Raw genomic sequence first — 24,780 nt, forward strand, 5'->3', positions numbered from 1 at the left:
AGATTTTATATGATTATTCAAACTCTATAAAAATAAAAATACTTCTGTTACTTCTATTCTCATTTTTTTCTTGACATTTTCCTTTAGGAATTCTTATTATTTATTCATAGCATACTAATATTGTATTGTTACTACATAGTAACATAGTTAAATTATGAATTCAATAAACAATCATACGAAATATCATATTTTTTGTAAGCCCTTTCTCTAAAAGAGGGAGTTTATACAATATATAAATTTAAATAATGGAGGCGTTAAAAATGAAGTTTGGAGTCTATTTTGCTTATTGGGAACAAGATTGGGATACAAATTATCTTAAATATGTTAAAAAAGTTTCCGATCTTGGCTTTGATGTGTTAGAGGTAGGAGCTGCAGGAATTGTAAATATGTCTGATGAAGAATTATATTCTTTAAGGTCTGAAGCAGAGAAATACAATATCACTTTAACAGCAGGAATTGGACTTCCAAAAGAATACGATGTTTCCTCCCAAGATGAAAATGTTAGGCAAAATGGAATTGATTTTATGAAAAAGATTTTAGTTGCACTGCACAAAGCCGGTATCCGTAAAATTGGCGGTACCATCTATTCTTATTGGCCTGTTGATTACACAAAACCAATCAATAAACCTGAAGCTCGAAAACAAAGTATCGAGAGTTTGAAGGAATTAGCTGATTTTGCTGCACAATATGAGATTACGTTATTAATAGAGACCCTAAATAGATTTGAACAATTTTTAGTGAATGATGCAAAAGAAGCTGTTGAACTGGTAAGAGATATAGGAAAAGACAATGTTAAAGTCATGTTAGACAGCTTTCATATGAACATTGAAGAAGATTTTATTGGCGATGCCATCCGTTATACTGGTGATGATTTAGGACATTTTCACATTGGTGAGGGCAATCGCAAAGTACCCGGCAAAGGTCATATGCCATGGTCAGAAATGGGTCAGGCACTTCGTGACATCAAATATGATGGCTGCATAGTGATGGAGCCATTCGTTCGCCCAGGAGGTATCGTAGGTTCTGATATTAAAGTTTGGAGAGACCTTTCTGAAAATGCAGATGAAGCGAAAATGGATGCCGATATTAAAGAATCTCTACAATTTGTAAAAAAGGAATTTTTGAAGAATTATAATCTAGTAGAATAATTTCATATACGATCATTAATTAGATTGTTTTACTTCCCGCATTCAAATACATGTCCATAAAACAATTGGTTGAACACAAAACAGCTGCCGCATTGACAAAATCGGCAGCTTTCATTACATGACAATGCTAATTGTGCTTGAAGGAACGAGTTTAATAATTTTCGCTACTCCGTTAGAAGGTTTTGATAAGGAGAACTATCTTGTTTTATTTTAAAATAAGATAGTTCTCCTGCCTTCTTTCTCGAGCTAATTATTTTATTATTTTAGGCTCTTTTCTAAGAGATTATTGCTTTTAAATCTAAAACTATTTAAGGTTGATTGGAGCTTAAGTGCGAGACTCCTGCGGGGGAGCAGCGGGACAGGTGAGACTCATGCAGGCGTTACGCCGAGGAGGCTCACCGTCCGCCCCGCGGAAAGTGAGCATCTGTAAAGGAAATCAACCACACCGCACTACTTGGTAAATAGCAACAAATTTTGCGAATGGTACCAAATTGCTCTTTTATTATCACAGATATTGGTGGAACGAAAAAGCAAAAAAAACTACACTAAATAAACTCTCTTATCTCCCATTTAAAACCCTTAAAACTTCTTCCATTTCAGAAATTACTTCACGAATAATGCATTCCGCTGTTCTATCTGCCTTTAATAATCTAGTCCCTTGTCCTGACCATAATGACATGTAGTCAGTATTATTTTGCTCTGCAGCTCCTTTTCGAATATCAGCTGTTAACGTATTTTGACTCGGAAATGGTAATGGCTTGACACCAGAGCTTTCGTATTGTGAAATAAATTCATTTTTTATCCCTCTAGCAGGGCGTCCCGAGAAGCTTTTTGTTATGACTGTACTTTCTTCTGTACTTTTGTGTAGGGCTTCTTTGTATAAACGGTGTATCCCAGACTCTTTACTTGTAAGAAATTGTGTTCCCATTTGGATTCCTTCTGCCCCTAAAGCCATAGCAGCCAGCATACCTCTTCCATCCATGATTCCTCCTGCAGCAACAACCGGTATTGTTACATGATCGACTACTTGAGGAATCAATGAAAAAGTACCGATATTTGCTCCATTCGGATGCTTCTTGATATCAAATGTGCTTCTATGTCCACCGGCATCACTACCTTGTGCAACAATTACATCTGCCCCAGCTCTTTCAGCAATTATCGCTTCTTGAACGGTTGTAACCATAGTCACAACCTTAACTCCTCTAGTTTTGGCCAATTTCATTTTATCAGGTGGAAGGATTCCAAATGCTGTACTAATAACAGGAACGTTTTCTTCAATCACCATTTGGAACTGTTTTTCAAAATCGTCTGGAGTTTTCTTTGTCTCATCCGGATTCTTAACCATCAGCTTTACACGGAATGGATTTAAAACTGTCTGTACCTCTTTCATACGTGAAAAATCATCCTCCATTGACGTACAAAACAGATTAACAGCAAAGACACGATTCGTCCGTTTTTTGATGCTCCTTATTGCATCCTTTATGTCTTCTGTCTTCATATACGCAGCACCTAAAGTACCAAGTGCTCCTGTTTCGGAGACACTTGCTACTAGCTCCACTGTTGTAGCTCCCCCTGCCATTCCAGCTTGTATGATTGGATACTCAATATCTAGGATTTCACAGAGATTCCCTTTCTTATTAAATCGCATAATATCTTCCTCCCTTTCCTTTTATTAAGTTAACATTCATCAATTAGACGGGATTACCTTCTTCTATCATAAAAATAGGCTGACTCAAATTTGTTGAGCCAGCCTATTTTTATTATTTTGCTACCATGTGAACAGATGATTCAATAGTAGGAGAATCTACTTCATCTTCTTTTTCAACATATCCGTCTGGATCAAATTCATTTTCCATTTTAGAAACAACCACTGTTGCTACACCATTTCCAATGAGATTTGTAATAGCACGCGCTTCTGACATGAAGCGATCAACTCCGAGAATTAGTGCCATTCCTTCGACAGGAATCATCGGAAATGCTGCTAATGTAGCTGCTAATGTGATAAATCCTGATCCCGTAACACCTGCAGCACCTTTAGATGTTAACATCAAAACACCTAGTAGCGTTGCCAATTGCCAGATTGTTAAATCAATGCCGTAGGCTTGAGCGATAAATACAGCAGCCATTGATAGATAAATAGACGTTCCATCTAAGTTAAATGAATAGCCTGTTGGTACAACAAGTCCTACTACTGATTTAGAGCAACCATATCTTTCTAACTTTTGCATTAATTTTGGCAATGCAGATTCAGATGAAGATGTGCCCAATACAAGTAAAATTTCTTCTTTAATATATTTTATAAAACTAAAAATATTAAATTTATAATATTTTGCAATTGCACCTAGAATGATAACGATAAATAAAAACATTGTAATATAAACGGATCCCATTAATTTTCCTAATGAAACGAGAGAACCTAAACCAAAGTTGCCAATTGTATAAGCCATTGCCCCAAACGCTGCAATTGGAGACATTTTCATGACCATATTAACAATTGCGAAGAAAATATCTGTTAATTTTTCAAATAAAGATATGACAGGAGCTGCTTTTTCACCTAATGAAGCTGTTGCTAGACCGAATAATACCGCAAAGAATAGGATTGGCAGTAACTCTCCTCCAGCTAATGCTGCAACTGCATTTTCAGGTACGATACTCATAATAAAGTCCATCATTCCATGACTTGATTCTTCTGCTTGTGTCGTGTACTCAGAGACATCCGCTCCTTCAGCCCCACTTGTATTAAAACCGTTTCCTGGTTGAATGATTGAAACAACTAGTATTCCGATCGCCAATGCAAATGTTGTAACAATTTCAAAATAAAGTAAGGCCTTTCCCCCGATTCTCCCAACCTTCTTTAAATCTCCCATACTTCCAATTCCAATTACAATTGTAAAGAAAATAATTGGTGCAATCACCATTTTAATTAACTTGATAAAAATATCAGCCAATACCTTTAGCTGTGCTCCAAACTCCGGAAAGATAAAACCAACCGTAATTCCAAGTAGAATACCGATAATAACTTGAACAGTTAAATTTTTAAAATTTATTTTCATCGACCATTCACCCCTTTAAATGTTAGCGCTTCCAACTACAGTCTTTATGTTAACTGATAATTTAGAAAGTTTATATTTATGGTGATAATGGTCTTTTTGTTCTTTTTGGTCTATTAATAATAAAATAGACTGTAAGATTTATATACGCTCGTTTTTCTGTTCTTTTTTGATTTTGGATTTCTTTCGATTTTCCTTATATTGTTCAAAATTCCATTTCGCCAAAAACTCTTTTGCATACTTATAACCTGATTGATATAGAATTTCTAACTCTTCCTCATTTAGTTCAAAATCAGTTGTATTCACACTGCCAGTTGGAATCTTAATAGTACGTTCATTTGTTTCCTCGCTCATATGTCTTATATCATGGGCTTGAAGCATTGTCTTAAATATATTTTTAGCAAGGTGGATCGGTGTTGGAATAACAGGATCTATATTTACTTCTTCTTTCACAAAACGAAATCCAAATGTTGGGAAACGCGGGTGTTCAGTATCAAATAACCAAATTGGAAAATTGCTTAGTAATCCGCCATCTAAAATGTAGGATTTTTTCCCATCTTTTAATTTCCATTTAACTGGACGGAAGAAAAATGGCAAAGAAGTACTCATCATGACTGCAGTAGAAATTTTCAAATCAGCAGGGGTCATATTATATCTTACCAAATCATCAGGCAAAACAAGCATTTGTCCATTCGATACGTCTGAAGCAATAATTTTTAGTTTTCCATCTGGAAGATCTGCAAATGTTTGGATACCTTTTTCGATTAGGAGTGAATCCATCCATGCCTCTATATAGTCATTTTTATAAAAGCCAAGATGGATGAGCAGTTCAATGAAACTTCCAATAATGGGAATCCGATTCAAAATCGTCCTCCCGCGTAATTTAGAATAATCGATATCTCTCAGCATTTCACTTATTTCATAGCTTTTATAACCGCATGCTAAAAGAGCAGCAATGATCGAACCTGCCGATGTCCCGGCAAGTCTCTCCCATTCTACATTTCCCTCTTCCATTGCTTGAATTGCCCCGACAAATGCTATTCCCCTGACGCCACCACCCTCAAAAACTGCATCAGCCTTCAAAATATACCACCTCTCTATTAAGTTACTATAATATATAACATTCCTTCTTCATTTGATTAGATATGTGCCGTTATACTTTATAAGGAAGCAAAATATACATTTAAAGATTATGAATAAAAGCCCGACGCCTTGTTAAACCCTGACAAGCATTCAATCATTTTATCTTTTTAATCCTATCAAAAAAGACACATTTTACTGTGTCTCCATTTGTTTAATCCTTTGAGTAATAAATTCCTTGGCAAAATTCTCATCTACATGTTCAAGCAAGGATTGATAGACAGGCTCAAGCTTTTTCTTCCACACTACTTTTTCTTCATTTGTTAAATAATGAATGTCAATCGATGATTCTTTAGCCAACTCTTGTAGTTGTTGTTTGTTCATTTCCAGTGATTCTTTGATCATCCATGTAGTTGTCTCATCCATTGCTTCTGTTAAACTTGACTGAACATCTGTAGGCAGGCTATCCCAAAAATCTTTATTCATTAATACAGCATACCCTAAAAACCCATGGTAACTAAGTGTCAAATGGCTTTGATATTCATATAAACGTCTTGAATAGATATTTGAAATGGTATTTTCCTGTCCTTCAAATTTATTCTCTTCAAGTGTCATATATAATTGATCATATGGAATAGCGATTGGAACTGCTCCTAATCGTTTAAACTGCTCTTCTAAAACAAAGCTTGGCATAATCCGAAAACGTTGTCCTTGGAAATCTTCAGGGTGCTGTAATGCCCCGACACTGCTTGTCATTTGTTTGAAACCATTACTCCATAAAGCCATCCCTTTTATCTCTTTATCTTCATGGAGTTTTAAAAATTTATGACCAATCTCACCTGAAATGACAGATGTGATATCCTCATTGCTTTCAAATAAAAATGGTAAATCAAATAATCCCCATTCGGGTGCTAATCTCGTCATTTTCGATACAGAAGGTGCAATCATTTGAACATCGTTGTTCATGAGTGCATCTAATTCCTCCTCATCCGTATACATAGTCCCATTAGGAATAACCTCTACTTTTACTAATCCTTCTGTTTTTTCAGCAGCTAATTTGGCAAACTTTTGTGCTGCTAATCCCTTAGGTGTATTTTCCGCAACAACATGACTAAAACGGATGGTAATTTGCTCAGATAACCCCTCTTGTTCATCATCATACAGATCGTCATTTTGTTTAAATAGATCAAAAGGAGAAAAAAAGATACTTAAGATTATGACGATTACAAGTAAACTAGTGCCTATTAAATACTTCATCCTCCACCATTACCCCCATATTTATCTATCAGTAATTGTAACATGCGATATATTTACATGGTAAAATAAAAAACAAACTCGAAATGAATAGAGAAAGGAACACCTTATGCGTCGTTTATCCATTCAAACAAAAATTACGGGTTTAATCTTTTTTATTGTAGGGTTTTCCCTTTTATTGGCTGGTATTGTAATTATAAGTAATTTTATAGATGCACAAGAAGAAGACTTAAAACAGAGAGCATTACTCACAGCTCGTACTGTTGCTGAAGTACCGGATATTAGTTTCATGATTACTGGTGATGCAGAAGAAAGGAGTATGATTAACGAACGCGTTGAATCAATGCGTGTTATTCATCAAGCTGATTATATTGTCGTCATGGACATGGATCATATACGCCTATCACATCCAATCCCTACTATGATTGGACAAAAGTCTCGAGGAACTGATGAAGGACCGGCCTTTGCTGAGCTAACATTTACAACAAAGGCAAAAGGTGAAGCAGGAAGCGTTATACGTGGATTTGTTCCAATTCTTAATCAAGACCATCAACAAGTTGGCGTTGTATTAGCTGGATATATCGTGCCGACATTTTTAGAAGTTATTTGGAATTTGCGAATGGAGATCTTTTTAACAAGTGCTATTTCTTTACTATTCGGGGGTTGGGGTGCGTGGCTGCTTGCTTCACGAATTAAAAAAGAAATGTTTAATCTTGAACCGCATGAAATAGCTGGATTAGTGGTTGAGCGAACTGAAACCTTTAATGCGATGCGTGAGGGTATTATTGCGATTGATTTTAATGAAAATATTACCGTTTTTAATAACAAAGCGAAAGAGATGATGGGAATTACAGGAGAAGTAATTGGTAAAAACATTAATACGATTATTACGGATACACGACTACCTGAAATTCTCCGCTTACAAAAACCAATATACAACAAAGAATTAACTGTTCGGAATCTAAATATTTTAAGTAATCGGATTCCTATTAAAGTAAAAGGCGTACCTGTGGGAGCTGTTGCCATATTTCAGGATCGGACAGAAGTAAAAAAACTCGCAGAAGAATTAACGGGGGTAAAAGCCTTTGTAAGCGCTCTAAGAGTGCAAAATCACGAACATATGAACAAGCTCCATACGATAGCAGGTTTACTTCAGCTTGGTCATAAAAATAGGGCTTTAGAATATGTCTTTCAAATTACTGAAGAGAATGAAGAATTAACTCGCTTTTTATCAAAAAATATCATCAGTGAAAGTCTATCTGGTCTTCTATTAAGTAAAGTAAGGCGAGGAAAAGAGTTAGGTATCACTGTTCATATCGATCGCCATAGTCGATTGGAGTCTTTTCCCTCTCCACTCGATGATCATGATTTTGTCATTATTTTTGGTAATTTAATAGAAAACGCTTTTGACTCGTTTAAAGATAGTACCTTATTAGAAAAAGAGATCTATATAAGTATTGAACAGCATGAAGAGCTTTTATCGATTCTTATTGAGGATAACGGGATAGGTATTTCAAAAAAAGCAAAACCATTTATCTTCCAAGAAGGCTTTTCTACAAAAGAAGGTTCAAACAGAGGAATTGGCTTATTTTTAATAAAAGAAATCGTTGAAAAAGCAAATGGTACCATTCAAATAGAATCCTCACCAGAGCAAGGTACCTCCTTTACCATCACTTTTTCGATGTAAGATTAGGAGTAATATGATATGAAGAATTTATCAACTATTCGTGTTCTGCTTATTGAAGATGATCCAATGGTACAAGAAATTAATAAACAATTTGTTGAACAGGTCGAAGGATTTAAAGTAATAGGTACTGCATCAAATGGTAAAGATGGCATTGATTTTATAAAAGAAGAACATCCAGATTTAGCCTTAGTCGATATTTATATGCCGAGTCAAGATGGAATTGAAACAATAAAGCAAATCCGATCAGAAGGGTTTCGTACTGATGTCATCGCCATAACAGCAGCAAGTGATATCGAAACGGTAAGATATGTACTGCAACTTGGTGCTAAAGACTATATTATGAAACCATTCAAATTTGATCGAATGAAGCAAGCTCTTACAAACTATCGTCATTATCAGCTTAAGCTTCAAGAGAAAGAATCGATTACTCAACAAGAATTAGATCGTTTATTATTTCAACAAAACAAGCAGCAGCAAACAGAGCTTCCTAAAGGCTTAAATGCACATACACTGGAAAAAATTAATGTTTATTTAAAAAAACAGCAACAGGCTAGTTCTGCAGAAGAAGTTGCCGAAGGAGTCGGAATTGCAAGGGTTACAGCAAGACGATATCTTGAGTATATGGAACAGAGGGGTGCTGTTAACATTCAGATTGAATACGGTGGAATCGGGCGGCCTATTAATCGGTATATTCTTGTAGAACAATTGTGACTGCGCCTTGTCTAGCACTACCGAAAATCGTTCGCTCATGGATTAGATGATCTAATGAGCGGGCTCACCCAATAGGAAAAGGATAGGTTAGGATATTCGTTGCATGGAAAATTTTCATGTCATTTCAGAGCAATAAAAAAAAGACTCCAAAAGGAGTCTTCTATTATAGCTGCTATGCAGCGTTATACTTATTTTTGAACGTTAGCAGCTTGTGGTCCACGAGCGCCTTGTTCTACTTCAAAAGTAACTGTTTGGCCTTCTTCTAAAGTTTTGAAGCCTTCGCCTTGGATTGCAGAGAAGTGTACGAATACATCGTCTTGTCCTTCTACTTCGATAAATCCGAAACCTTTTTCAGAGTTAAACCATTTAACTTTACCTTCTAACATTGAAATTCCTCCTGTGTGGATGAACTCTCCACATATATTACTATTCTTGCTAGACAACTATTCAAGAGGAACACTTTAAAGCAATTTCCATCTTTCAGCTTATCCGAACAAAAATAATTATCATAATTGTAACACTTACATTAATTGAAATCAAGATCCAGATAAGAGGTTTAAAACTTTTTTTACTAACGTAGAGTTCTTTTAGATCTGTATTAATTCTCTAACGATTAGGGGTTATTTCTTCAATAAAAATGAATGGTAACCTTGACCTTCCACCTCTTATTTGCCCTAGCCTGAATAAGCGCTTTCTCTTTTATAAAGGCTGTTTCCGCAAACTTTTTTCCTATTTACCAAGTAGTGCGGTGTGGTTGATTGCAGCGAGAGATGCTCCCGCAGGAGTCTCGCAATCTACTCCAATCAATCTTAAATAGTTTTCGTTTTAAAAGGCCTTTATCAAACACTTTCAAAATGCTCAACAACTGGATAAGGATCATAAAAGTCGTGTAATAATTTTTTCCAGTCCTGATATTCATTGGACTGTCTAAGCCAATCGTATGATTTTCCAGTTTCTCCTACTTTACTAGCGGAAAATATTTCCTATCTCCTTCTAAAAAACGTTTGAAGATCATGGGTAATATATCCATTCATTCTTGAAATAATGCATGAAGCTTCTTTAAATGATTGCTCAAATTCTTTTTCTTTTCCTTTTATGACATTCAACATGGCCACTTCTAATCTCATGTCAACACCTCCATGAGATTCTTCTATCTGATATCCATCATATATTTGCAAAAATAAAACAGCAAGTTTCATAGAAAAACTGAAACCTGCTGTTTTTATTCCTTTATTTCAAAACTATGCACGTTTAAACGGCCACCAGTTTGCCGCGCCAAATGTTTTCACCATAACTGGGACAAGCAGTGGCAGAATAATTAATGCGTATAGCAACAAGCCCGTTAAAACAATTGATGCAATTTGGACGAGTGATAGCATTCCTGATGGGATCATTGCAGCAAACGTGCCGCCTAAAATGATGGCAGCTGATATAATAACGGTTCCCATCTTCTTCATTGCCATCAGCATAGCTTCTCCTACCGTTAAATCTTTGAATTCATTAAAGCGATCCATTAAGAAAATACTGTAGTCTACACCAAGTGCTACAAGAATGACGAATCCAAAGAATGGAACAGCCCAGCTAATGCCTGTATAGCCTAGTATATTAACAAAGATGACTTCATTAATTCCCATTGCCGTGTAATACGTTAAAATCAATGAACCGATTAAATAAAGCGGCATAATGAGTGAACGAAATAAAAATACTAGAATGATAGAGATACCGACAAGCATTAATATGACTGTTCGTGTATAGTCATTATTAGAAACCGTATTTAAATCGGCATTCGTACTTGTAATGCCGCCGATTGCAACCTCGGCATTTTCTAGTTTTGTATCTTTTGTTGCACGTTGAATCGCAGCATTGATTTCATCGACCTGACCAATTGCTTCATTTGAGTATGGATTCGCTTCAAATGTAACATCTATCGTCATTACTTTCCGATCAGTTGATAAATACGTATCAAGCGCTTGTGCAAATTCCTCACTTTCTAACACATCTTCTGGTAAATAAAAACCTGAGCTCTCAGATGTTTTAGATAAATCTGCTAAATAGTCCTGTGCTGAGCCAAGGCCGTTTGATACTTCGTTTAACCCATCAACACTTTGACCTAACCCATCTGTTAATTGATTCATTTGACTATCAAGGTTTCCAAAACCGTCTAACAGCTGCTTTTGTCCATTTGTTACACCAGACAAACCATCTGTTATTTTTGGCATGTTGTTAACAATTTGACCTTGGCCATTTGCTAATTGCTCTAAACCTGCCTGCTGCTGTTCAATCCCTGCAATCAACTGTGATAAACCTTCAGAAATTTGTTTTTGACCATCTATTAATTCAACGAATTTTCCATTCGCCATGCTTACACCGCTACTGAGTTCGTTAAGGCCTGTGTTTAATTGAGTAAGACCGCCAGCTAAATTAGGAAGCTGATTTTTAGCGATATCTTGTACAGTTCCTTTAATTTTCCCATATGCAGGGTCACTAGCAAGGCCAGGATATGCCTCATTCTCTTCTAGTGCATTAAAATCTGCATCTAATTGCGTGAGCGCCCCTGAAAGCCCAATAATGCCTTGGCCAACTTCTTCGTATTTCTTATAAAGCGTTCCTAAATTTGCACTGGCAGCTTCATAACCTGCAAGCAATTGACCGCTGCCTGCATGTAGCTCCTCCGCGCCTGCCTTAGCTTCTGCTAGGCCATTTTTAATTTCATTTGAACCAGCTGATCCTTGACGGATACCTGCTTCAATTTTGGCTAAATTTGTTTGAATTTCAGACATTCCAGAATTTATTTCTGTCGTCCCAGAAATCAACTCATTAATTCCGTCTGTCGCTTGTTTAAGCTGTGGAGATGAATTAGAAAGCTCTGTTTCAGCTTCTGCAAGACCCTCGCTAATTTGTTCGATTCCGTCATTACCTTTACCAAGTCCTTCTTCAAGAGTTTCCGCTTGGTTTGAGACATAAAAATCTTCAATTTTTTCCCCTGTAGGTCTTGTAACAGATCTCACAGAATCTATTAAATCAACTGTTTCTAACTCAGTACTTATTTTTTCAGCTAAGCCGATATATTCAGTTGAATCCATTTCTTCATCATTCTTTAGGATGATTTGGGTTGGCATTGATTCACCAGGACCAAAGCTATCTGAAATGGCATTGAACGCTTTAATCGAGTTAACATCACTACCTATTTCCTCTAAAGAATTAAATGATAAATCACCATCATATTTTAATAAAAATGGAACGGATACGATCGCAACAATTAGTAAGGCTATAATCGGACGTGCTAAGGAGAAACGACCGGCATATTCCCATATTTTACTGTCCTTATGTTCTAGCGTTCCTTTTGATGGCCAGTATATTTTACTCCCTAAAACCGCCATAAAAAATGGCACAACCGTAAATAATGCAATAAGTAATACCGCTACACCAACAGCTACTGCAGATGCAGATTGATAGAGTTTAAATTGTGAGAATCCTATGGCAGCAAAGCCAATCATGACCGCTAAGCCACTAAAGAAGACCGTACGGCCTGCATGACGATACGTTTCAACAATTGCCTCTATTACACTTTCACGATGAGCTAATTCTTCTTTAAAACGACTTAAAAGCAAAATACAATAGTCTGTTCCAATTCCAAATAAAATAGCCACTAAGAAAATTTGTGTAAAGTTTGAAATAGGAAAATTCACAGTATCAACTAAGATGGCAACAATTGATTGTGAAGCCAAATACGTAATTCCTACAGTGATAAGTGGAATAAATGGTGCTATGACAGATCTAAAAACAAGCAGAAGAACTGCTAAAATAAAAACAACAGTAATTCCCTCTGTTTTCTTTAACCCTTCCTGTGAGCTCGTCATCACATCTTCATCAATCATCCATCCACTAGTGTAATAATGATCAACTTTTACATCTTTAATCGTCTCATAAAGTAAATCTGAAACTACTTTTGATTCTCGATCGTCCCAATTAACTGTCACAGAAGCCAATATCGTCTTCCCATCGTCTGAAACAAGCTGTTCTTTTAAACTTTCCTCGTTAAAATGAGTTAAGATCTCTTTTACATCGAGTTCCTCATTATCTTCTAGCAGGTGAATAGCTCGTTCAGCTTCCTTTATTTCATCTGAGGATAGTTTATTTTCATTATGGAAAACGAGAGCAACCTGTGTTGAATCTCCAGCCTTCTCCTGCTTTTGTACCTCATCAAGAATGTCAGACGCTAATGAAGAAGAAAACCCATCAGGGACACTTATCTGTCCTTTTTCTCTTACTAGGTCTGCCATATTTGGCGCAAGGAAAAACAACCCTGCTACAACAGCAATCCATCCAACAATCACGAACCATTTTCCTTTAATGATTGTGTTCACACTTATTCCTCCATTTTACAGTCTTTTAGATTGTCTAATAAATGATTAAGCTTTTCATATGTTTCAATAAATGCTTTAATTTCATGATCTTCAAACCTTGTAATAATTGATTCAACTAATTTTTGTGCATTATCCTCTGATTTCTTAAACAAGTCAGCTCCTTTTTCAGTTAACGTTAAATAAATGACACGACGATCATTTTCGTCACGTGTTCGTTTTATTAATTCCTTTTCCGTTAACCGATTAATAATGGCCGTAATCGCACTTTTCTTTACCTCAAACACTTCTGCCAGCTCTGTAGAGGTACACATTCCAGCGCGATGTATATATCGTAATGTATAGTGCTGATCGTATGTAATATTGTCACCAATACAGTCCTTCATAAGGTTTTCAGCTTTTTTTGTAACTGAAAATGATACTGTTAGATAGCGATTAATTAATTCTTCTATTTGTTTTTCCTTCATAGTAAGGAGCCGCCTTCCATTAGTTAAACTGTTTAACTATTAACGTGTTTAACTATAAAATGATCAGGTGATTATGTCAATGATAAATTTTTCTTGATTCTGACCTAATTTAGGTTATACCGTTTTTATTTTATGCAATACTAACAAAGAAAATAAATGAGACTACTATCAGTAGGTATTTTTATCCTTACGGATGGGTAATGTGTGAAACTTATTACGCTTAGACCGCCGCTTCCTGTACTTTGCAGGACTTTGACATTTACGAGATAAATGGAGGTACACGTATGGAAAAAATGCCTTTGAGTTCAGTCACTAGTGGAATGGGGATTGAGGTAGCCCCAGATATCTTTTGTTTGTCTGTTCAGATTGTAAATATTTGTTTTATTGGAAACCCTCGAGTTACAAATGAATTTATTTTAATTGATGCTGGTATGCCTGGTTCACACGAGTTTATTATAAACGAAGCTGAGAAACGATTTGGGGAAGGGTGTAAACCAACAAGCATCATTTTGACTCATGGACATTTTGATCATGTTGGTGCATTAGAAGAACTGCTAAAAAGATGGGATGTCCCCGTATATGCACACAATTTAGAAGCACCTTATTTAACTGGTAAAAGTGACTATCCGCCGCCAACCCCCGAAGTAGAAGGACTTGTCGCAAAGATGTCACCAATGTTTCCCAGACACAGCATCGATATTCGTTCACATCTTAAGGTATTAGATGAAAACAGATCGATCCCTGGTCTGTCTGATTGGCAATTTATCCATACTCCTGGACATACACCAGGTCATATTTCCCTTTATAGAGACCGCGATAAGGCATTAATTGTCGGGGATGCATTTACAACTGTTGAACAAGAATCTCTCTATGATGTCATTACACAAAAGCAAGAAATACACGGCCCACCTGCATACTTTACAATCGATTGGCATGCAGCATGGGAATCTGTCAAAAAACTTGAAGCATTAAAACCATCACTTGCTGTGACAGGTCACGGATTACCAATGGCTAATGAGGAATTAAGATTAAACCTTGAAATTTTGTCCGCTGATTTTGCAAAGACAGAAATTCCCGAGAATAAAAAATAGTCCTGAAAGGCTTGGTTACTTTGTAACCATGCCTTTTTCATACCTTTTTATCTATAATTTATTGATATCTATTTCTATCCCCACTCTTTTACCCATAAACTTTAATAAAACTACGATCATGGGAGGGTGCAAAGTGATATTTATTGGTCATAGCATGATAAATGCTAATCAATTAAAAGCGACAAATTTTACAGACGAACAAAAAGAAACTATCGATCGAATGAGCCAATATCAAGTAAGATATTCCTTTTTTAATCACGAACATCTACAGTTTGATCTTCACATGCGTCAAGCCACCATTCAAGCAGCAAGAGATTTATTTGCAAGCAAAGCTAGATTTACGACATTTCAAAACGCAAAATGTAATGACCGTTTTTGGAGACTAACAGACCAAGGAGGATTCCAGTTAAAATACGGAAATCTCCCTTCTGATGCCATTCGGGATATTTTTCAAAATGGCACTTTGTATGGATTTGAATGTGCAACATCAATCGTGATTATCTTTTATAAGGCCGTACTTGAAAGCATTAATCTCGATCAATTTAATCGAATCTATCAAGGGATGTATTTACGTGATTGGCAAACAGATGATGACCTTCCGATTTATACACGTAGGGGAAATGATTTTTTGCCTGGTGATTGTTTATATTTTAATAATCCGCAGTTTGATCCAAACAAACCACAGTGGCGGGGAGAAAATGTCATCGATTTAGGAAATGGTTTATACTTTGGTCATGGCATTGGGATAAAAACATCAGAGGGGATCATCGAATCTTTAAATACTAGAAGAAAACCTTATGCAACTGAATCAGCCTATCTCTTATCACAAGTTACAAGACTTGATGATCATTATTTATTCCAGTTTTCGAATGAGGCTCATCAACGTCGTCATACACCACATTTTCTGGCAGCAAATAAAATCGTAGGAAAGATTGGTCAATGTTCTTTTAGTGCATAACAAAGCTTGTCCTTCTAAATCAATTACATTTGATCAATAAAGAAAGGTTTGACTCTTTGTTGAAAATTTTTATGATACTAGTCACCACACAGTCAAAGGATTCCCCTTTACTGTGTGGGTTTTTGTTTGTGTGTTTTTTTCATAAAAAACGACATGATGACTGAGATGATAATTGATAAGGCCGAATATACGATAACCCATATAAAGAAAGATTCATTATAAAAGATCAATAGTAAAAATGAAAAAAGAACAAAAATGATAGATGGTGTTACATAACTTTTTTTAGTTAATAGGTAACCAGCAACTGACATGATGACCACAATCACTGGATAAATAACCATAATAAACAAAAATTCCATTTCTCACCTCATACTAGGAACATTTCAAATAATACGTTCTTTGCATTGGACCATCAAATTCACAAAAGTAAATACCTTGCCATGTTCCTAAGAGCAATTTTCCACCTGTAATAATAACTGTTTGTGATGCACCAACAGTGCTTGCTTTCATATGTGCAGCTGTGTTTCCCTCAGCATGCATATCCTTCACCATATTCCATGGGTATGTTTCATCAAAGCGTCTTATCATATCACTTTTTACATCAGGATCTGCATTTTCATTGATTGTAATACCTGCTGTTGTGTGTGAACAATAAATCAAAACGGTTCCTTCTTGTATACCCAGCTCATTCACAAAAGCTTGTACCTCCTCGGTTACTTCAATCATTTCATCGCGTTTATGAGTATGTAATGTTTGTTTCTTTAACACATTCATTTCCCCTTTCGTTGAATGGCGTAACCTCTTATTCATTTAGTATAAACTATTTCACTGCATTACGATAACGGCTGATCGTTTTAGAAGTCTCCTTATCATTTATCCCAGTCTTAACGGGCAGTAAAACCCGACCTTAATATTTTTAGAGAAGTAAAGTAGAAGGTGGAGGAAAACTGCCCGTAAAGATCTGACGAGCGATTGACGTCCAAGTCAGGCAAACCTACAGGATGCAGCGTTCTAAGCGTGATATGGCTCGCAAGCTAAAGTTACGGATGAAAAATATCCCCGCTGCTGGATATCTCACTTTATTCATCGTTTTCACTTGGAATAAGAATTTGTCCGCTCCAGTCTTTTTTCAATAAGGTTTGGAGAATAAGTTTTGATAATTTACTTGGTTGATATGGTTTTATCAAATAATCGTTTGCTCCAAGAGCCAAACCTTTTTCCTTCTCGTCCAAAGCAGAGGAAATAAAGATTGGAATTAATTTAAGATCTTCGATTCCTTTAAGATGCTTAATAATGTCCCAACCGTTCATGCCTTTATCCTCAAGCATGATGTCAAGTACGATGGCATCAGGTCGCTCTTCCTTAATTGCTGCTAATGCAGACTTTCCTTCACTAAATACTTTTACATGAAAGTTACTTTCCTCTAGTTCAGTTTGCAACAAAGCAGCTAAACTACTATCATCTTCAACGATAATAACATTTACTTTATTCATTCCAGATAGATTTCCATTTTTTCCTCTTTCTTCATCTGAATATCCAATAACAAGGGGGAAATTCACTGTAAAAGTACTTCCCTCTTTCAGTTTTGACTGTATAGATATGTCGCCATCATGTTGTTTCATGATTTCTTTAACAATCGCTAACCCGAGTCCTGTTCCGCCAATTTTCCGATAGTCAGAATTATCTACCCGGTAAAATTTTGAAAATAGTTTATCAATCGATTCCTCAGGTATTCCCAATCCTTCATCTTTTATCGCTACTTTTAACTGTGATTCTTCTTCATAAACAGTTACATAAATATTGCCGCCATCTGGAGAATATTTTATTGCATTATTAATTAAATTCGTAAACACTTGTGTAAGCTTATCCTTGTCGCCAAGAACCATTGTATGAGTTGTTTTTGTTTGAAAATGAAAGACATGGTTTGGATGATTGATTTCATGAGCCTCAATGATGCTGCTGAGTAGTGGAACAATGTCATCATATTTTTTGTCATACGATTGTTTACCGGCTTCCATTCGTTGTACATCTAAGAAATCATTAATAAGTACAGTTAACCGTTTTGCTTCTTTGTAAATTGTTGTTAAATATTTCTTTTGGCGCTCAGGCTTTAACTCTTTATTTAGCATAAGTTCTGTAAATCCTAATACACTTGCAAGCGGTGTCCTTAATTCATGACTGACCGTACTTACAAATTCAGATTTCATCACATCTACTTCATATTCCTTTGTAATATCTCGATGGACAATAACCGTACCAAATTTCTCACCATTCCTTTTTAATGGTTCACTGTATACTTGTATAACTTTTTGGACTGGAAGTTCTTGATGATAAATACACATTGTTTCACCTATATGACCGTTAAATAAAATACGATCGAAAAAGCCCTTAAGTTCATCGCTATTCTTTACAGTTTGACTTACCATTTCAAGCCAATCACTATAGCTCTTATTAAGGATGGTTGAAAACTTGCATTTAAACATGTCGCACAGCTTTTGATTAGCTTGAATCACTGTGCCATCTACGTCAACCAATTGAATTCCTTCGTTAATCGTATTTAAAATATCTTGAAACAATAATCGTTCTGATTCAGATTGTTCGAATAACTGGATTTTATCTAAAGAAATGGCTAGCTGTTTACTTAGGCTATCATATTCCTCAATCTCAGATTCATGAAATGGTTGATGAAATCGTGTATACATCATAATAGCTTCCATTTTTCCTGATCCAGTAATGACTGGTACGTATAAATCATATGAAAAGAAAATTGAAGTATGGTAGGCCTTCTCTGCATGTAAACTTTCTCTTTTCACTGTATATGGTTGCTTTGTTTCCTTAAGCCTTGTGATTAACCCTGAATGCAAATGATGAATAAACTGCTTCACTCCCTGCGCTGATACGCCAAAGCTTGCATGCTCATGTCCTCGATCAAGTAAAACAATGATTCCTTTATCTGCACCAATTACCTCACACATTGTCTTTACAATGCTTTTTAATACTTCCCTTTTATCTAAACTGTTCGCGATCCCTCTAATTAACTCATTTCTTTTATTAAGAATAAACTCACTTTTCCGCATCATTTCCAGTGCTTCGACAAGCTCATGTTGCTGTGATTGCAGTTCATCCTGTTGTGCTAATAATTCTCCATTTTGCGCATGTAAGTCCTGCTCTTTGTCTTGGATGCTTTTACTCATTTTTTCAAAGGCTTTTGAAAGCAGGCCAAGTTCATCATCTCGATTTGTTTTGTCAGTAAACAACACTGTTTGTCCGTCAGCTATTTCACTTGCTGCACCAGTAAGGTCATTTAATGGTCTGCCTATTTTGTTCAACATAACCCTAGTAATAATCCCCATACATGCAATTAATAAAAATAAGACAATGATAAAAACGACCTGGCAGAAGAAAACCTTTTTTGTGAACTGAACATGGAGAGAGTTATGCTCATTATGAAGACCATTTGTATAATCCTTGATACTTCTTTGATAAGTACGTATGGTTTCTGATGCATTTTGTATGACGGCAACTTTTATTACCTCATCATATTGCCCTGTATCATAGTATTCTTTTGTTCTGGGCATGACATCATGAAAATAGTAAGTATAAAAATATTGTGTATCTTGAATCATTAACACATCTTCTTCATTTTCAGCTATATCTTGTAGTGTAGCCAGCTTAGTCTCTACAATCGCTTGTTGTTTCTTTACATTATCAAAATACGATTCATATCCATCATAGGCAAAATAGGCTCTCATTTCTGAAATAGCCATATTAAAAGCATAGCGTAAATCTGTTGCAATTCTTTCTTTTTCTTCAAGCTTTTCATTTTTCTGCTCAATATCAACCGTTATCCTATATTGATAAATCAATAACGCAGCAATTAACAAACTAAATGTAACGATAATTGTTATTGTTAATAGGGTAAATTGAGCAGCTAATCTAGTCTTTAAGAGCTTATTCAGCTTCACCTAAAATCTCCTCAATTCTTTCAATAAGCTTCATTGGACTAAACGGTTTTGTCATAAAATAGTCTGCACCAGTTTCTAATACTTTTTGCTGAACTGATTTTTGACTTTTAGCACTTAACATCATGATCCTCGTTTGATTGTTATCATGACGAATCATTTCAAGCAACTCTAAACCGGTATACACCGGCATCATATAATCTAAAATGATGAGATCATATGAATTTTCCTTAATTAAGTTATATGCTTCTTTTCCATCACACGCCTCATCGATTTTATACCCTTCATCCTCAAGAGTATCAACAACAAGCATACGAAGTACTTCTTCATCTTCAGCAAGTAAAATTTTTGCCATTGCTTTTTCAAAAGCCTCCCATACAAAATCTTTACATCAAGACCTGTTAGTTATTTGTTTGCTTCTAGATACGTTTCCTTTATGATGTAATAAGATTGCTTTAAACGCTCATGATAGAGTGGTTCTCCCCATGTTTCCCACGTGTAATGCATCCATTCACCATTATTTTCCGGTACTCGCTGCACAATTTCTTTTTGATGATTTGTCACGACAATTGCTGTAGAAATAGACTCTATTGTTTCTGAACTTTTTATTCCAGCTTTCGACCATATATTACCCATTATTTGTTTTTGACTTGGATCTTTCACATTTAACATAAGCCACGGTAACCGAAGCTCTACGATTCCATCTTTTCTATAAAAATCCGCAAGTGAATTATATTCTTTTGAAGTTGGATTTCCATTACCAAATAGCAGCTTCCCTGTATCATAAGCTGAGAGTGGCAATGTAATTGCTCCTTCTTGCTTTTTTATCGTCAATTCTTTATTAAGTGTTAAACGGATCGGATGATAAATCCCATTGTTTTTTTTATTTGCATAGGATTGCGTTGGAATCATCTTTAACAAGTGACCATAGTGATAATAAAACGTGTCATAGTAACTATCAATTAACACCCTTGAGGTTTTCTCACCTTTAAGCTCTACTAAAAAGTCAATTTCCTCTTCTTTTAAGCCAGCAGCTTCAGGAATTGTTGATTGACCCTGATCTTTGATTGTGTCTAATAAAATTGATGTTTGATAGTCACCTTTCTTCCACTGTGCTTCATTATAATCAATCCGTATAAACAAACCTCGGGAATCACTTGACACATACACGTTTTTAATTGGATTTTTTTCAGTTATCGTTTGCAGGGGTTCTTCATCCCTTGCTTCCCAATCAGATGGATCACCATCAATTTTTAATTGTGTTTGTTCTGTATCTGGATCAAAGCTTAAGAGACCAAAGTGTTGTTCATTTGTTTGGATATTATCCCAAAATGGTCTGCGGTCCGGATTATCGTAGTCCATCGTGTTCCATGTTCTTTTGAACCACTCATCCTGCCAGGAAAAGACTATACCGCCTGCCATCTTCTCTTCCATGATATCTTCAAATAGTCTTTTCACTTTAACACCTTGCTCTTGTTCTGAATGATTACCTTGATCAAGGCCATACACATTTTCATGTGAAAGCCCTCTCGATGCTGGAATGCCAAATTCAGCAACAAGTACTGGCAGCTCATGATTTTCTTTCATATCATGTAAATAGCCTGCGTAGTTATTTTTTTCTCCTCTATGGTCAACATATTCCACATATTTCTCTTCAAAATTTAAGAAGTCGGGATAATAAGGGTAAATATGATACGAAGCAAATAATCCAGCATAAAAGGATTCTTTTGCTTCAATTTCATTTGGGTTTACTGTCACCATATCTTCCTCTTCACTAGGCTCACTAGGATGTGTAAGTAAATCTGTTGTAACCCAGTTTGTAAAGCTCATCGGGTGCTGCCAATCATAGTGTTCAGCTTCATAAGCTGCCGTAAAATCCAACATCTCAGCCAACCATGCTTCGAATGGTGCAGCATTGGTTGTCTTGATGTAGGTTCCGTTATAACTCGTTTTTTCAGGATTCTGTTCATTTGTTCCTACTACACCTTCCGGATCCCACTCAACACCTATGATCCATCCTAATAAAAAAGGTGATAGATCAAATTGATACCTTCCACTTGCATGCCCGGCTCTAACTTCTAATTCGGCCTGTCCATGAATAAGATCCACTGTTCGTTGTATTTCCGCCTTGAAATCATTTGTTACGGCTGGATCAAAAGCATTTTTCTTTTCGATAAATGTCTCTTCATTAACCCAAACACCATGAAATAGATAGATAGGGTCCTCATTATTTACGTTATGCTCATATAACGCTTGGTAAAATGCAGGGGGATGAATCGTATATACACGAATTGCATTCGCATTCATGTCACTGATTTGTTTGAACCATCGTGAGTATTCTGCTTTGGTTATTGACGTTTCTCCTGGAAATGATCCAGGCTTGGCAATTCCCATATTGACGCCTTTAATAAGAATATCCTCCCATTTTCCATTGTTATATACTTGGAGATAATCTTTCCCTGAATGCCCTATTAATTTGATTCCTGATTCAATATTAATATCAGGTTCAGCTACTGTTTCCTTTTTCGAAACATCTTTTCTAGTAGTTAATATGTCTGTCATCATAGGTACGTAAGCTTTCCAAAAGAATGTATCTGTTCTGCCTTTTTGTTCAAAGGAAAAAAGCTTTTGCCACCAAGTTAACCCGCTTATCCCATAAATGGCAGGCACTTTTTCCTGATCAGCGAAATCACCTGCAAAATAGTAGCTATCATATGATTGATCAATATGATGGATCACCGCTGGAAACGTTGTGGGCAAATTGTATTCTTTCAGTTTTTTTTCTCCTTCTTCAGACAATGATAACTTGAAATTAGCCTGTACTTCCTGTTGGTCAATTGCTTCTACCACATCAAACCAGTAATTATATTGAATGGGATCTTTTAATTCATTTTCAGCTAAACCATTTTTAGTTGACTGGAACATCACATAGTTCTTTTCTAAGTCCTCGTCTGTTAAGACAATCACTTGATCGTCTTCATTGACAAAAACGATCCCATTCCCTTTATAAGAAAACGATTCGCCGTATTGCCGTTCATAATTTTGTTTAAGCCATCGGGGTACTTCCTTAGATTCTAAATCATCAAAATAACGCCCCATCCAACCAGTCCAAGTGACATTCAATAAATAATAAAACTCCTCACGTACTTCTTGCTCTGTTGGGGATCCAAACGTATTAAACTCTGCAATAAGTGTTTGATTATTTTTACTTAATGATGAACTAATGGCAATAACCTCTTCAGATGTCATCCCACCATAAAGTAGTTCAGAACGATTTCCTTCTGCATTTTCACTGCCATATTCATCTTCATATACACCATATCCATCTGCCACGTATAATACGTCATATCCTGATAAATCGTTTGGAAACTCACTTATGTTAAACTTTGGCGGTTGGTCTGTCGGGACAAATCCAACATAATCCTCTTTTGGATCATATGTTTGGCTACCATCCTGCTTAAGCTTCAAATGATTAAGAATCCATACTAGCCCTTTGTGTTCACGATATGACTGATCTGGTACGGTTTTATCAATGATTAATACATTCAAATGTTCGGTTGATTTTAGTTGCCATATCCAAAATGGAGATGTAAACAAGATAAAAAGCAGCAAGAACCCAAAAGTAATAAGTACATTTTTTTTAGTCATTTGAGACACCTTTTCTAATCATTTCTCCCCATCCCTTTTTACCAATTACCATTTCAACCATTCCTTCAACACGCCATAAAACAGTTAATGGGCGATACCAAAATGTCTCAGTGAGTGAAATAAAAAATAAAATCGTCAAATGCTTTACCTTTGGATATCTTTCCATCGTCCATTCCTCTAATAAAACAGCTGCCATTGAGTAGATTGAACCGTAAATGAATGCAAGTATAAAAAATAAGAGCGCATATTCGATATAAATGCTTCCCGTAAAAATTGAGATAATCAAGATAATATAACCAATCAGTTCAATTAACGGTCCTAAGAATTCTATAAAAAAGAAATAAGGCATGGCAAACAAGCCAATTGATCCATATTTAGGATTAAACAACAATTTTTTATGCTTCCATAAACTATCAAATAGACCTCGATGCCATCTTTTCCTTTGCCTGCGGAGGAATTTAATGGATTCAGGTGCTTCCGTCCAACAAACCGGATCTGGTACATAAATTATTTTTTTATTTACTTTTTTCTCTTTTATTAATCTGTGTAGCCGAACAACCAGCTCCATGTCTTCTCCAACTGTATGGGCATAACCGCCTGCCTCAACAACCCACCTTTTCGAAAATACACCAAAAGCTCCTGAGACAATGAGGAGAAGATTATTTTTACTTAACCCAACACGTCCTGTTAAAAAAGCACGTAAATATTCAATAACTTGCATGATAACAATTGGTTTATGTGATAGCCCTATACTGACAAGTTCGCCATTTTGGATGTCACATCCGTTTGCAATTCTAACGCTACCGCCAGATGCAATCACTTCATCATCTGACTCAATAATTGGTTTTAACACTTTTAAAAAAGCATTTCTTTCAATAATTGAATCACCATCGAGCGAACAAAAATAAGGATATTTCGAACAATTAATACCTGCATTTAATGCATCGGCTTTCCCGCCGTTTTCTTTATCTAACACGATAAGATGAGGATAAATGGTTGATTGATAGACACCTTTTACTTCTTTTGTATCTAACTGTTTACGTACGACACGATTGATTTTCACAAGCTTAAATCTCATAAAGAGCTTTTCAAGTGTATCATCTGTCGATCCGTCATTGATAATGATCATTTCATACTCAGGGTATTCGATACTTAATAGAGATCTTATCGTGCCATAAATTCCAGCTGATTCATTATAGGCAGGAACAAGGATAGAAACTGGTTTTGTAAACTCTGACTGCAATAAATCTTCGTATGGCACCACTTCATGCAATTGATAATTTTTTCGTATTTGCGAAAGGGAGAGTATGATCATGCCTCCATAAACGGTCATAATCAAGATCATATAGATAAAAATAAA

18 protein-coding genes and 1 pseudogene are annotated in these 24,780 nt (G+C 35.9%); 5 read left to right on the forward strand and 14 right to left on the reverse strand.

What is annotated here, in order from left to right; genetic code table 11:
* The first annotated feature begins 260 nt into the window (after positions 1-260).
* Positions 261-1,148 carry a D-psicose 3-epimerase gene (locus GMB29_RS22545; protein WP_136352669.1) on the forward strand — a complete coding sequence of 296 codons (888 nt, stop codon included), beginning with the start codon at positions 261-263 and terminating at the stop codon, positions 1,146-1,148.
* 559 nt (positions 1,149-1,707) lie between these two features.
* Here GMB29_RS22545 and GMB29_RS22550 read toward each other — a convergent pair.
* The 4 genes from GMB29_RS22550 to GMB29_RS22565 form a co-directional block, all read right to left on the reverse strand.
* A complete protein-coding gene (locus tag GMB29_RS22550) occupies positions 1,708-2,796 on the reverse strand; it encodes an NAD(P)H-dependent flavin oxidoreductase (protein WP_136352668.1) in 1,089 nt (362 codons plus the stop codon).
* A 112-nt stretch (positions 2,797-2,908) separates the two neighbouring features.
* On the reverse strand, positions 2,909-4,201 hold the full coding sequence (locus GMB29_RS22555; protein ID WP_136352667.1) for a dicarboxylate/amino acid:cation symporter: 1,293 nt from the start codon (positions 4,199-4,201) through the stop codon (positions 2,909-2,911).
* A gap of 138 nt (positions 4,202-4,339) precedes the next feature.
* Entirely contained in the window at positions 4,340-5,281 is a 942-nt protein-coding gene (locus GMB29_RS22560; protein ID WP_136352666.1) for a patatin-like phospholipase family protein, read from the reverse strand.
* Between the two features lie 192 nt (positions 5,282-5,473).
* The gene (locus GMB29_RS22565; RefSeq protein ID WP_136352665.1) at positions 5,474-6,535 is read right to left on the reverse strand and encodes a DctP family TRAP transporter solute-binding subunit; all 1,062 of its coding nucleotides are present in this window, start codon (positions 6,533-6,535) and stop codon (positions 5,474-5,476) included.
* A 106-nt stretch (positions 6,536-6,641) separates the two neighbouring features.
* Between GMB29_RS22565 and GMB29_RS22570 the strand changes: the two genes are divergently transcribed.
* Together GMB29_RS22570 and GMB29_RS22575 are read left to right on the forward strand one after the other, a co-directional pair.
* Positions 6,642-8,219, forward strand: a complete 1,578-nt coding sequence (locus GMB29_RS22570) for an ATP-binding protein (RefSeq protein ID WP_136352664.1) — start codon at positions 6,642-6,644, stop codon at positions 8,217-8,219.
* Positions 8,220-8,237: 18 nt separating this feature from the next.
* Complete coding sequence (locus GMB29_RS22575; protein WP_136352663.1) at positions 8,238-8,930, forward strand: response regulator; 693 nt, start codon at positions 8,238-8,240, stop codon at positions 8,928-8,930.
* 188 nt (positions 8,931-9,118) lie between these two features.
* Here GMB29_RS22575 and GMB29_RS22580 read toward each other — a convergent pair whose 3' ends face one another.
* The 4 genes and pseudogenes from GMB29_RS22580 to GMB29_RS22595 form a co-directional block, all read right to left on the reverse strand.
* A complete protein-coding gene (locus tag GMB29_RS22580; protein ID WP_066330280.1) occupies positions 9,119-9,316 on the reverse strand; it encodes a cold-shock protein in 198 nt (65 codons plus the stop codon).
* A gap of 453 nt (positions 9,317-9,769) precedes the next feature.
* Positions 9,770-10,057: pseudogene (locus GMB29_RS22585) on the reverse strand (antibiotic biosynthesis monooxygenase family protein).
* 114 nt (positions 10,058-10,171) lie between these two features.
* A complete protein-coding gene (locus GMB29_RS22590; RefSeq protein ID WP_136352662.1) occupies positions 10,172-13,297 on the reverse strand; it encodes an MMPL family transporter in 3,126 nt (1,041 codons plus the stop codon).
* 2 nt (positions 13,298-13,299) lie between these two features.
* On the reverse strand, positions 13,300-13,761 hold the full coding sequence (locus GMB29_RS22595; RefSeq protein WP_136352661.1) for a MarR family winged helix-turn-helix transcriptional regulator: 462 nt from the start codon (positions 13,759-13,761) through the stop codon (positions 13,300-13,302).
* A gap of 284 nt (positions 13,762-14,045) precedes the next feature.
* Between GMB29_RS22595 and GMB29_RS22600 the strand changes: the two genes are divergently transcribed.
* Positions 14,046-14,852 (forward strand): MBL fold metallo-hydrolase, encoded by an 807-nt coding sequence (locus tag GMB29_RS22600; RefSeq protein WP_136352660.1) that lies wholly within the window; start codon positions 14,046-14,048, stop codon positions 14,850-14,852.
* Between the two features lie 133 nt (positions 14,853-14,985).
* Positions 14,986-15,810, forward strand: a complete 825-nt coding sequence (locus GMB29_RS22605) for a protein-glutamine gamma-glutamyltransferase (protein WP_227551412.1) — start codon at positions 14,986-14,988, stop codon at positions 15,808-15,810.
* Between the two features lie 107 nt (positions 15,811-15,917).
* Here the strand turns inward: GMB29_RS22605 and GMB29_RS22610 are convergent, their stop codons facing one another.
* The 6 genes from GMB29_RS22610 to GMB29_RS22635 form a co-directional block, all read right to left on the reverse strand.
* Entirely contained in the window at positions 15,918-16,169 is a 252-nt protein-coding gene (locus GMB29_RS22610) for a DUF2651 family protein (protein ID WP_136352658.1), read from the reverse strand.
* A 13-nt stretch (positions 16,170-16,182) separates the two neighbouring features.
* Complete coding sequence (locus tag GMB29_RS22615) at positions 16,183-16,584, reverse strand: secondary thiamine-phosphate synthase enzyme YjbQ (protein ID WP_406600357.1); 402 nt, start codon at positions 16,582-16,584, stop codon at positions 16,183-16,185.
* Positions 16,585-16,889: 305 nt separating this feature from the next.
* Complete coding sequence (locus tag GMB29_RS22620; protein ID WP_136352656.1) at positions 16,890-19,775, reverse strand: ATP-binding protein; 2,886 nt, start codon at positions 19,773-19,775, stop codon at positions 16,890-16,892.
* The gene (locus GMB29_RS22625; protein ID WP_136352655.1) at positions 19,762-20,127 is read right to left on the reverse strand and encodes a response regulator transcription factor; all 366 of its coding nucleotides are present in this window, start codon (positions 20,125-20,127) and stop codon (positions 19,762-19,764) included. The genes GMB29_RS22620 and GMB29_RS22625 overlap by 14 nt, the downstream gene beginning before the upstream one ends.
* A gap of 50 nt (positions 20,128-20,177) precedes the next feature.
* The gene (locus GMB29_RS22630; RefSeq protein WP_136352654.1) at positions 20,178-23,420 is read right to left on the reverse strand and encodes a hypothetical protein; all 3,243 of its coding nucleotides are present in this window, start codon (positions 23,418-23,420) and stop codon (positions 20,178-20,180) included.
* The gene (locus GMB29_RS22635) at positions 23,413-24,765 is read right to left on the reverse strand and encodes a glycosyltransferase family 2 protein (RefSeq protein ID WP_136352773.1); all 1,353 of its coding nucleotides are present in this window, start codon (positions 24,763-24,765) and stop codon (positions 23,413-23,415) included. The genes GMB29_RS22630 and GMB29_RS22635 overlap by 8 nt, the downstream gene beginning before the upstream one ends.
* Between the last annotated feature and the right edge of the window lie 15 nt (positions 24,766-24,780).

This window comes from Metabacillus sediminilitoris (assembly GCF_009720625.1).
In the GTDB taxonomy this organism is placed as follows: domain Bacteria; phylum Bacillota; class Bacilli; order Bacillales; family Bacillaceae; genus Metabacillus; species Metabacillus sediminilitoris.